Below are 10,123 nucleotides of genomic sequence, written 5' to 3'. Positions count from 1 at the left end.
CTTGCTACAGAGCGATCGAAAAGACCTAGAGCCGAACGGTCGTCCGCGCCGGGCTCTCGGCACCTAAGGTGCCAGAGTCGGAAGAGATAAGAGCCGAGCCCACGCTCGGCTGCTTGATCGCCTCTGCGCAAGCCGAGCATGGGCTCGGCTCTACAGCGTGCGGGTCCGGTCACGCCTGCCAGCGCGTTCTGGCCAGCAGCTCGTCTTCCCAGTCGAAGCCCAGCTGGCCGCCCTGCACGAACAGGGTGACGAAGTTCAGCAGGTTGCGCGCGTACATCTCGCTGGCCTGGGTGGCGCCGCGGCTGGCCAGGTTCAGCGGGCCATCAATGGCCACGCCCTGGTGGTCGATGCACTGGCCCGGCTGGGTCAGCGCGCAGTTGCCGCCGCTCTCGGCGGCCAGATCGACGATCACGCTGCCCACTGCCATGCCCTCGACCATCGCCGCAGTGACAATGGTGGGTGCCGGCCGGCCCGGCACCGCCGCGGTGCAGATCACCACGTCCACGCTGCGCAGGTGGTCGGCCAGGCGGCGCTGCTGCTCGGCGCGTTCCTCGTCGGTCAGCGCGCGTGCGTAGCCGCCCTCGCCCGCTGCGCTCACCCCCAGGTCGAGGAAGCGCGCGCCCAACGACTGGATCTGTTCACGGGTTTCCGGGCGTACGTCGAAGCCTTCCACCTGCGCGCCGAGGCGGCGCACGGTGGCGATCGCCTGCAGGCCGGCCACGCCGGCACCGATCACCAGCACCTTGGCCGGGCGCACGGTACCGGCCGCCGTGGTCAGCATCGGGAAGAAGCGCGGCGCGCGCTCGGCGGCGATCAGCGCGGCCTTGTAGCCGGCCATGCCGGCCTGCGAACTGAGCACGTCCATGGCCTGCGCACGCGTGGTGCGCGGCAGCTGCTGCAGCGGGAACAACAGCAGGCGGTCGTCAGCTGCCAGCGCCGCCAGCGATGGGTCGCTGGCCGGAGTGAGCAGGCCGACCACGCTGGCGCCCGGCTTGAGCTGGGCCAATACCGCCGCCGTTGGCGCCTGCACGCACAGCAGGATGTCGATCTCGCTCCAGCGGCCAGCGTCGAAGACGCGCGCGCCGGCATCGTCATAGGCGGCATCGGGGAAGCCCGCAGCCAGTCCGGCGCCGGCTTCGTACCAAACGGTGATGCCCAAGGCCCCAAGCTTGCGCGCCGTTTCCGGCGTCAGTGCCACGCGCCGTTCGCCCGGCGCGGTCTCCTTCATCCCCAGCAACGCCACGGCCATGCAGGTCCCCGCTGATCGGTGAGTTTTCCCGATCCTAGCAGGCGGCCACCCCTCAGTGCAGGGTGGCGCTGCCCGGGTCCAGGCGGTCGATCACGCCCTGCATGGCGCTGTCGAAGGCGCCATCGTCGACGTGGGCGCGAAGGCGGCCCAGCCGCACCATCACTGCAAGTTCTTCCGGCGAGGCCACGCAGAAGCGCACGCCGCGGCGGTTGACGAACAGCAGGCGCGCGGAGATCGGGCTGATCCAGGACAGCTTGCCGGCCTGGACCTTGCCGTCCTTGTCGACGAAGTCCAGCCAGTTGCCGATTTCCATGCGGCGGAAGCGATCGGCGTCGGCATTGTCGAAATCATCGGTATCGACCTGCCCGGCCAGCTCCACCGCACTGGCTTCGGGCACCGGCGCGGTCGGCAGCGCGACCTGCGGCAGTTCCGGCAGCGCGCGCTGCAGTTCCGGCCGCGACTCGGCAATGCCCTGCAGGGTGCCGTGCAGCGCATCGATGGCGGCCGAGGCCGCATCACCGTGCACGCCGACGCTGGCGAACACCTTGGCCAGCACCGGCTGCCAGGCCTGCAGCCACGGCTTGCCGATGATGTGCCGGCGTGCCTCGGCCACTTCCTCGAGCAGGCCATCGCCCAGGCTCAGCGCCTCGGCCACGGACGCGCCGTCCTCGCCCTCGCGCAGCAGCGCCAGGGTCAGGTGGTGCTGCCACGGCTGGCGCAGGAACTCGGCGATCGCCGGCGGCAGGGTGGCATCGCCGATGCGGCGGTCCAGTTCGGCGCCGGCGCGGTTGCGGGCCATCTCCAGCTTTTCCTGGCCACGCTGCGTTTCAGCGGCGCGGCGCTCGGCAATTTCCACGCGGCGGCGATGCTGCAGCAGGAAATCGCGGAATTCTTCTTCGAGGGTCAGGAAGATCGCCAGGTTCTCGTTGAACTCGGCGACCAGGCGCTCGATGATCTCCTCGACCTTGGCCATCAGCATGCGCTCGGCCTGGCTTTCGCCGGTGTTGCCTTCGCAGGCCTCGGCCAGCGAATTGAGCAGCTTGCGGGCCGGGTGGGTCTTCTGCACGAACATGCGGCGGTCGAGCATGGCGACCTTGACGAAGGGCACCACCAGGCGGCCGATCAGCTCGCGCGAGCGGCCTTCCAGTTCGCGTTCGTCCAGCATCACGTCGAACAGCATGCCGACCAGGTCGATCGCATCCTCGTCCTGCGGGTCCAGCCGGGTCTGGCCGGGGTCCACGCCGAGGCGGGTGGCGTTGGACAGCACTTCGCTCTTCAGCCGCTGCGCCAGTGATTCGCCGTCCTCGCCGATGGCCGCGCGCAGGGTGGCGCTGGGCGTGGCCTGCAGCAGCGACAGCACCGACATCATCTCGCGCTGGCTGAGCGGGCGATGCTGGCCCACCGCCACCTGCGCGGCCGACGTGGCGTCCTCGCGGACATGCCGGGTCTGCTGCAGCAGTTCGTGCAGCGCCTCCAGCAGCATGCCCTGCTGGCCGGGATAGGCTTCGCCGGAACCTGCCGGCGCGCCGCCGGGCATGCCATGTTCGCCGGGCAGCTGCTGCTGCATGTGGCCGCGACGTTCGGACCAGCGCGCGGCGAACCGCTGCGCCCAGGCCGGTGCGGCCTGCTCCTCGTCGCTGAAATCGGTCTCGAAGCCCGACGTCTGGCGCTGCTCGACCAGGTCGTCCAGCCCACGCGGTGCCTGCGGCGCCGGGGCCGCCGACAGCGGTCGCCGCGGGGCGCCCATCTGCGGCATCACACCGGCGGCCACCAACTGCTCGTCCAGCTTCTCGTAGATGCGGCCCACCGGCGTGCGCATGTCGCGCTCGCACAGCTTGATCAGCACCAGATGCACTTCCGGTGCCAGCTCGCACCCGGCGAAGGCCTGGTGGATGGCCACGCCCAGGTGTTCGGGGCTGATCGGATCGAGGTCGGCGTCCAGTTCCAGACCGCCGACCAGCCAGCCGAGGCGGCGGTCGAGGCGGGCCAGCACCGGCTTGAAATCGCGCAGCAACACGGTGGCGAAGTTGCGCACCGCCAGCCGCGATTCCAGGACATGCTCGGGAATGAGGCTCAGGCTTTCCTCGGCCGGCCCGGACAGGGTGGCTTCAGCGGACAGCGGATGGCCGTCGGCCAGCGCGGCCCAGGCCTGGTCCAGGTGTGCGGCAAAGGCCGCGGTGATCTCGTCCCGGCGCCGGCGCAGTTCGCGCATGGCATCCAGGAACAGCAACTGCGACGAGCCGGCATTGCCGGCACGGTCGAACAGGGCATCGTCAAACCGCGCCAGCGCCGCGCCGAAGGCCTGGCCCAGGGCGGGCAGGACGACGTCCCGCGCACGCTGGAGCTGGGCCGGGTCACGACCCGACGATCCCATCTGAGTGGGCGCACTCATCATTCGGGAAGGCTCCCCACCTTCTCTGGTACGACAGACATCATGGACATCGCGACGACCGGTACACCCCATGTACCCGATCGTCGATGGTAGGCCGGCCAGCCCGTCACGGACAGTGAAACAGTCCTCACTTCAAACCTCACGACCGGCGGCCCGGCAAGACGGATATCCTAAGCCGTGCGGGGCCTGCGAGGCGAGGGGAAGGGCTCGCCGGTTGCCCGGCAGTGGCATGACGTTCATCACAGTTTGATATTGAAGGGGCAAACACGACGCAGACAGCGTCACCAACCGCCCCGACTATAATCTTCAACCCGTGATGACCGGTTCAGACTCCATGCCCGACCCCGCAGCCCTGCTCGCCCTCGACGCCCGCCGTTCGGTGCCCTCGCGGCAGCTGGGCGAGCCCGGCCCGGACCCGGCCACCCTGCTGCGCATGCTGCAGTCGGCCGTCCGCGTACCTGACCACGGCAAGCGCGTCCCGTTCCGCTTCCTGAAGATTGCCGGCGATGCCCGTCACACCCTGGGGGATTTCCTGGTCGAACGCAGCCGCCAGCGCGATCCGCACGCCGGCGAGGCGGTGTTCGAGAAGGACCGCCAGCGCTTCAGCCACGCCCCGGTGGTGATCGTGGTGGTGGCCAGCCCGCGCCCGGACGCCAAGGTGCCCGAACAAGAGCAGCTGATGACCGCCGGCTGCGTCTGCTTCGCCCTGCTGCAGGCCGCCCAGGCGCTGGGCTTCGGCGCGCAGTGGCTGACCGCGTGGATGGCCTTCGACCCCGCCGTGCATGCCCACCTGGGCCTGGCCGAGGGCGAAGGCATCGCCGGCTTCATCCATATCGGCACCCCCAAGGCCGACGTGCCCGAGCGCGAGCGGCCGGACGCCGCGGCCCTGCTGCAGGACTGGACCGGCCAGTGAGCGCCGTGAATGCCGTGCCGCTGCCGCCGCCGCTGTACCTGGTGGATGCCAGTATCTATGTGTTCCGCGCCTGGCATTCGCTGCCGGACGAGTTCCAGGACAGCCAGGGCTGGCCGACCAATGCGGTGCACGGGTTCGCCCGCTTCCTGCTGGACCTGCTGGAGCGCGAGCGCCCCCGGCATATCGCCATCGCCTTCGACGAGGCGCTGGACAGTGGCTTCCGCCACCGCCTGTACGCGGCCTACAAGGCCAACCGCGACCCGGCGCCGGAAGCGCTGAAGCGCCAGTTCGTGCACTGCAAGGCGCTGTGCGCAGCGCTGGGCCTGGTGGTGCTGGCCCACCATGACTACGAGGCCGACGACCTGATCGGCAGCGCGCTGCACCAGCACCGGCACAGCCATCGCGGCCTGATCATTTCCGCCGACAAGGACCTGTCGCAACTGCTGCTGGACCACGACGAACAGTGGGACTATGCACGCAACCAGCGCTGGGACGTGGCCGGGGTGAAGGCGCGGCACGGCGTGCACGCGCACCAGATCGCCGATTACCTGGCCCTGTGTGGCGATGCGGTGGACAACATTCCCGGGATCAGCGGTGTCGGCGCCAAGTCGGCGGCGGTGCTGCTGGCCCACTTCGGCAGCATGGACGCGCTGTACGAACGCCTGGACGAAGTGCCGTTCCTGCGGCTGCGCGGCGCCGCACAGATGGCCGTGCGCCTGCGCGAGCAGCGCGACCACGCCCTGCTCTGGCGGCAGCTGACTACCATCGCGCTGGACGCGCCGCTGGAAGGCTGCCAGCCGGGCCTGCTGCGCCAGGCGGCAGACCCGGAGCTGCTGGGCGGCCTGTGCCAGGCGCTGCGCTTCGGCCCGCTGACCCGCCGGCGTCTGTTCAGCGCCGCAGGCGTCAACGATCCCGGTTCGGCCACCGCGGCCGGTCCCGACCATTCCCTCCCCTCCTCCAGCGAGCCCGCATGAGCCAGAGAAACACCGAAGCCCCGCGCGTCGTCTACGAAGGCAAGTACCAGCGCATGGTCGTGCGCGGCACGTGGGAATACAGCGAGCGCACCCATGCCGGTGGCCTGGCGGCGATCATCATCGCGGTCACCCCGGAGGACAAGGTGCTGTTCGTCGAACAGTTCCGCGTGCCGCTGCAGTCGGCCACCATCGAGATGCCGGCCGGCCTGGTCGGCGACATCAATGCGGGCGAGTCTATTGAAGTGTCGGCCGTGCGCGAGCTGGAAGAGGAAACCGGCTGGACCGCCGAGCACGCCGAAGTGCTGATGATCGGCCCGACGTCCTCCGGCGCCAGCAGCGAGCAGATCGCCTTCGTCCGTGCCACCGGCCTGCGCCGCATCGGCGAGGGCGGCGGCGATGAGAGTGAAGACATCACCGTGCACGAAATTCCGCGTGCGCAGGCCGCCGCCTGGCTGGTGCAGAAGATGGGCGAAGGCTACGCGCTGGACGCCAAGCTCTGGGCCGGCCTGTGGATGATCGAGCACCACCTGGATGGACGCCCGCGTGGCTGATGCCGGCCTGCATGCGGCGCCGGCCCTGCTCGGTGCCGACGATCCTGCGATCTACACGATCCATCGTGCGCAGGGCGCCTCGCCGTTCGTACTGCTGGCCGACCACGCCGGCCAGCAGGTGCCGCGCGCGCTGCATGGCCTCGGCCTGGCGCAGGCCGAGCTTGACCGCCACATCGGCTGGGACATCGGCATCGCCGGCACCACCCGCGCACTGGCCGGGCTGCTGGATGCGTGGGCCATCGAACAGACCTATTCGCGGCTGCTGATCGACTGCAACCGACCGCTGGCCTCGCCCACGCTGATCCCGGAAGTGAGCGACCACACCGCGGTGCCGGGCAATGCCGGGCTGTCGGCGGCGCAGCGGCAGCAGCGCATCGATGCCATCCACGCGCCGTATCACGCCCGCATCGATGCCGAGCTGGACGCACGCCGCGATGCCGGCCGCCCGACCCTGCTGGTGATGATGCACAGCTTCACCCCGGCGATGAACGGCACGGCGCGGCCGTGGCACGCCGGCGTGCTGTACCACCAGGACACGCGCTTTGCCCAGGCACTGCTGCAGGCGCTGCGCGATGAAGGCGACCTTGTGGTCGGCGACAACGAGCCATATTCGGTAAGCAGCACCAGCGACTACGCGGTGCCGGTGCATGGCGAAGGTCGTGGCCTGGTGCACGTGGAGCTGGAAATCCGCCAGGACCTGATTGCCGATGTGGCCGGGCAGCAGGCCTGGGCGGAGCGCCTGGCGCGGATCTTCAGCGCGTTGCAGCCGGGGTTGTTGGCGGTTGGGTGACCGAAGCCCGGTAGCGCCGGGCCACGCCCGGCGAGCCGCATCGCGGCGGCGCAACGTAATGCCGCCGGGCATGGTCCCGCGCTACCGCAGCGTAGGCGCGTCCATCCACGGGAACGGCTTGAAGCCGTGCACCTGCACGGTCGCGCCGATCGCTTCGAACTGATCCTTGATGGCCTGCGCCCGGTTGCGATCCAGGGCTTCGCCCAGCGACAGCGGCAACGCACGGCAGCGTGCCAGCGCCTCACCCACCGGCACCTCGTGCAGGTGCGCCACGGCCTGCGCGGTGGCCTTCAGCTGCTCATCCGCGCACGCCAGCAACTGCAGATCGAACGAGGAAAAGATGCCCGCGCCCACACCAGCATCGCGCGCGGCGGCCTGGTCTGCGGCCGTGGCCTCACCCAGCGCTTCGTCGATGCCTTCGATCTGCTGGAACGCGTCGTACTCGTGGTAGTACGCCAGCGCCTGCGCGTACTCGGCCAGCGTGGACAACGGGCGCTGCCGCTTCTGCACGTCGAGCACGTCGGCGAACGTGGCCGGCTCCAGATAGGTGGACAGGCCCAGCGCGCGCGCCTCGGCCGGCACCTCGCTGTCATCGTCGAACGCGGTCTCCTCGTCGGGCGGCAACCAGAACCGCGCCTGCAGCAACTCGCCGTCTGTGGCGTGCACCCAGCCGAAGGACCGGTACACGCCATGGTCGTCGTTGCAGGCGGCGAACGCGTGCAGCGTCTGTTGCAGGTCCAGCAGTTCGATCATGCGTTGTTGGCCTGGCCATCAAGGGAGCCGCAGTCTACCGGTGCCGGGCGCAGACCCAGCGCGATGACCACGCCGAACAGGGCAAACAGCGCCGCGCCGTACTCGGCACGCAGCAGCCCGGCCAGCGCGCTGGGCGAACCTGCAACGCCGGCGCCGGCATTGGCCACCATCACCAGGACCGCCAGGCCCAGCGCACCGCCGATCTGCTGCGCGGTGGCGGCCATGCCCGAGGCCACGCCCTGCTGTGCGGCCGGCACGCCCTGCCCGGCCACGATCCACATCGAGGTCCAGGTCATGCCCTGGCCGATGCTCAGCACCACCACGCCCGGCAGCAGCGGCCAGAAGTTCGAGGCATGCGGGAGTGTTGCTGCGACCCAGGCGATGCCGACGGCGCCGGCCAGCTGGCCGAGCACCAGCACCTTGCGTGCACTCCAGCGCTTCAGTGCCCACTCGGCCAGCTGGATGCCTACCGTGCACACCGCCGTCGCAGGCAGGAACGCCAGGCCGGCCTGCAGCGGGCTCCAGCCATAGCCATCCTGGAAATACAGCGCCATGAAGTAGTACTGCACGCCGTAGCTGCTCATGAAGGCGAAGGTGAGGCCGAGCGCGGCGCGCAGACCGGGCAGGCGCAGCAGCGCGAACTGCATCAGCGGGTCGCGGCTGCGCTGTTCGATCTGCACGAAGGCCACCAGCAGCAGCGCCGACAACAGCAGGCAGCCCAGCGTGGCCGGCGCGGTCCAGCCCCACTCCGGCCCCTGCACGAGGGTGGTCACCAGAAGGCTGCCGCCGAGGGTGACGGTGATGCAGCCGGCCAGATCGAACGAGCGGCCCTGCGCGCGCGGGCCATCGGCCGGCAGCCACGCACCGGCGGCAACGGCGCAGGCGGTGGCCAGCGGCACGATCACCGCCAGCACGGCCGGCCAGCCGAACGCCTGGGTCAGCACGCCACCGAGCAGGGTGCCCAGCGCCAGGCCGACCGCGCTGGCCATGCTCCAGATCGCCAGCGCGCGGTTGCGCACCGGGCCCTCGGCGTACAGCGTGTTGATCAGCGCCAGCGTGGCCGGGAACAGCAGCGCGGCACCGATGCCCTGCGCGGCGCGCGCGATGATCAGCAGCGTGGCGCTCGGTGCCAGCGCGCCCAGCAGCGAGGCCAGCGCGAACAGCAGCATGCCCAGCCGGTAGAAACGGCGGCGACCGATCAGGTCGGCGGCGCGCCCGCCCAGCAGCAGGCTGCCACCGAAGGCCACGGTGTAGGAGCTGACCACCCACTGCAGCTGCTGCGCGTTGATCTGCAGGGCGCGGCCCATGTCATGCAGGGCGACGAAGATGATGGTGGCGTCCAGGGCGATGATCAGCTGGGCGGTGGCCAGCAGGGTCAGCGCCCAGTGCGGGTACTTGAGAGGGGGCATCGGCGGCGGTGGATCGGTGGGGGAACGCAGTCTCATTGATGCGGGCCAATCAATAAACCCCTGCCTGCCCATATCTGTCATGATTTTTGGCATGAATGGATCCTCGTTGGACCTCAATGCCGTGCGCATGCTGGTGCAGGTGGCCGAGGCGCGCAGCTTCACCGTCGCTGCCGGGCAGCTGGGCCTGAGCCAGTCCGGGCTGTCGCGCGCGATCGGCCGGCTGGAGGCCACGCTGGGGGTGAAGCTGCTGCAGCGGAACACCCGCAACGTGGCGCTGACCCCCGATGGGCGCCAGTTCGTCGACCAGGTGGCGCCGCTGCTGTGCGGCCTCGAGGATGCCGAGCGCCAGCTGGCTGACCGCCCGTGCACGCCGTCGGGCACGCTGAAGATCAGTGCGCCGTCGATGTTCGGGCGCAAGGTGCTGGTACCGCTGCTGGGGCCCTTGCTGCAGCAGCATCCGCAGCTGCAGGTGGACGCGGTGCTCAGTGATCGCCTGGTCGATCTGGTCGAGGAAGGTTTCGATGCCGCGCTGCGCACCGGTGTGATTGCCGACCAGCGCATCATTGCGCGGCCGCTGCGGCCGCTGCGCTGGGTGACCGTGGCCAGCCCGGATTACCTTGCCCGTTGCGGCACGCCGGGGGATATCGCCGCGCTGCATGACCATGCCTGCCTGGCGGTACGCAACCTGCGCAGCGGGCGGGTGGTGGACTGGCAGTTCCGGCAGGACGGCCCGCTGTGCGACTTCACCCCGCCGACGCGGATGGTGTTCGACAGCGGTGATCCGCTGGTGGAAGCGGCCATCGCCGGCATCGGCATTGTGCAGGTGATGGATTTCGCGGTGGCCGAGGCGTTGGCCGACGGACGCCTGCAGCGCGTGCTGCAGCCGTTTGAAGGGCGCAGCCGCGAGCTGTCGCTGATCTATCCGCCGTCGCGGCAGCATTCGCCAAAACTGCAGGTGCTGGCCGACGCGTTGCTGGCCGGCGACTGGTAGATCCACGCCATGCGTGGATGGGGTCGGCTTCGCGGTAGCGCCGGGCCATGCCCGGCGAGCCGCATCGCGGCGGCGGAACGGAATTCCGCCGGGCATGGCCC

General features: G+C 70.1%; 9 protein-coding genes. 5 read left to right on the top strand and 4 right to left on the bottom strand.

The window, feature by feature from the left end; genetic code table 11:
• Nucleotides 1-169 precede the first annotated feature (169 nt).
• Complete coding sequence (locus DCO49_RS17955) at nt 170-1,249, bottom strand: NAD(P) transhydrogenase subunit alpha (RefSeq protein ID WP_116865153.1); 1,080 nt, start codon at nt 1,247-1,249, stop codon at nt 170-172.
• A 52-nt stretch (nt 1,250-1,301) separates the two neighbouring features.
• Nucleotides 1,302-3,644 carry a DUF1631 domain-containing protein gene (locus tag DCO49_RS17950; protein ID WP_116865152.1) on the bottom strand — a complete coding sequence of 781 codons (2,343 nt, stop codon included), beginning with the start codon at nt 3,642-3,644 and terminating at the stop codon, nt 1,302-1,304.
• A gap of 331 nt (nt 3,645-3,975) precedes the next feature.
• Between DCO49_RS17950 and DCO49_RS17945 the strand changes: the two genes are divergently transcribed.
• From DCO49_RS17945 to DCO49_RS17930, 4 genes are read left to right on the top strand one after another with little or no spacing between them, the layout of a single operon-like run.
• The gene (locus DCO49_RS17945; protein WP_116865156.1) at nt 3,976-4,554 is read left to right on the top strand and encodes a nitroreductase; all 579 of its coding nucleotides are present in this window, start codon (nt 3,976-3,978) and stop codon (nt 4,552-4,554) included.
• A complete protein-coding gene (locus tag DCO49_RS17940; RefSeq protein WP_116865155.1) occupies nt 4,539-5,528 on the top strand; it encodes a 5'-3' exonuclease H3TH domain-containing protein in 990 nt (329 codons plus the stop codon). The genes DCO49_RS17945 and DCO49_RS17940 overlap by 16 nt, the downstream gene beginning before the upstream one ends.
• Nucleotides 5,525-6,079: an NUDIX hydrolase gene (locus DCO49_RS17935; protein WP_116865151.1), complete on the top strand. Its 555-nt coding sequence runs from the start codon at nt 5,525-5,527 to the stop codon at nt 6,077-6,079. Before DCO49_RS17940 ends, DCO49_RS17935 begins: the two co-directional genes overlap by 4 nt.
• The gene (locus DCO49_RS17930; protein WP_116865154.1) at nt 6,072-6,869 is read left to right on the top strand and encodes an N-formylglutamate amidohydrolase; all 798 of its coding nucleotides are present in this window, start codon (nt 6,072-6,074) and stop codon (nt 6,867-6,869) included. Before DCO49_RS17935 ends, DCO49_RS17930 begins: the two co-directional genes overlap by 8 nt.
• A gap of 81 nt (nt 6,870-6,950) precedes the next feature.
• On the opposite strand, the gene DCO49_RS17925 is transcribed toward DCO49_RS17930, so the two are convergent.
• Together DCO49_RS17925 and DCO49_RS17920 are read right to left on the bottom strand one after the other, a co-directional pair.
• Nucleotides 6,951-7,622 carry a hypothetical protein gene (locus DCO49_RS17925; RefSeq protein ID WP_116865150.1) on the bottom strand — a complete coding sequence of 224 codons (672 nt, stop codon included), beginning with the start codon at nt 7,620-7,622 and terminating at the stop codon, nt 6,951-6,953.
• On the bottom strand, nt 7,619-9,031 hold the full coding sequence (locus DCO49_RS17920; protein WP_116865149.1) for an MFS transporter: 1,413 nt from the start codon (nt 9,029-9,031) through the stop codon (nt 7,619-7,621). The genes DCO49_RS17925 and DCO49_RS17920 overlap by 4 nt, the downstream gene beginning before the upstream one ends.
• Nucleotides 9,032-9,122: 91 nt before the next feature.
• Here DCO49_RS17920 and DCO49_RS17915 point away from each other — a divergent pair, with 91 nt between their 5' ends.
• A complete protein-coding gene (locus tag DCO49_RS17915) occupies nt 9,123-10,022 on the top strand; it encodes a LysR family transcriptional regulator (protein ID WP_243402774.1) in 900 nt (299 codons plus the stop codon).
• Nucleotides 10,023-10,123 lie beyond the last annotated feature (101 nt).

The sequence above is a fragment of the Stenotrophomonas sp. SPM genome, from assembly GCF_003105135.1.
Lineage (GTDB): Bacteria > Pseudomonadota > Gammaproteobacteria > Xanthomonadales > Xanthomonadaceae > Stenotrophomonas.
This window is presented reverse-complemented; position numbering and strand designations above follow the sequence as displayed.

Excerpts from the sequence above, each read along its gene's own strand:
- DCO49_RS17925 (WP_116865150.1), bottom strand. The coding sequence starts at position 7,622 with ATGATCGAACTGCTGGACCTGCAACAGACGCTGCACGCGTTCGCCGCC.
- DCO49_RS17955 (WP_116865153.1), bottom strand. The coding sequence starts at position 1,249 with ATGGCCGTGGCGTTGCTGGGGATGAAGGAGACCGCGCCGGGCGAACGG.
- DCO49_RS17915 (WP_243402774.1), top strand. The coding sequence starts at position 9,123 with ATGAATGGATCCTCGTTGGACCTCAATGCCGTGCGCATGCTGGTGCAG.
- DCO49_RS17950 (WP_116865152.1), bottom strand. The coding sequence starts at position 3,644 with ATGATGAGTGCGCCCACTCAGATGGGATCGTCGGGTCGTGACCCGGCC.
- DCO49_RS17935 (WP_116865151.1), top strand. The coding sequence starts at position 5,525 with ATGAGCCAGAGAAACACCGAAGCCCCGCGCGTCGTCTACGAAGGCAAG.
- DCO49_RS17945 (WP_116865156.1), top strand. The coding sequence starts at position 3,976 with ATGCCCGACCCCGCAGCCCTGCTCGCCCTCGACGCCCGCCGTTCGGTG.
- DCO49_RS17920 (WP_116865149.1), bottom strand. The coding sequence starts at position 9,031 with ATGCCCCCTCTCAAGTACCCGCACTGGGCGCTGACCCTGCTGGCCACC.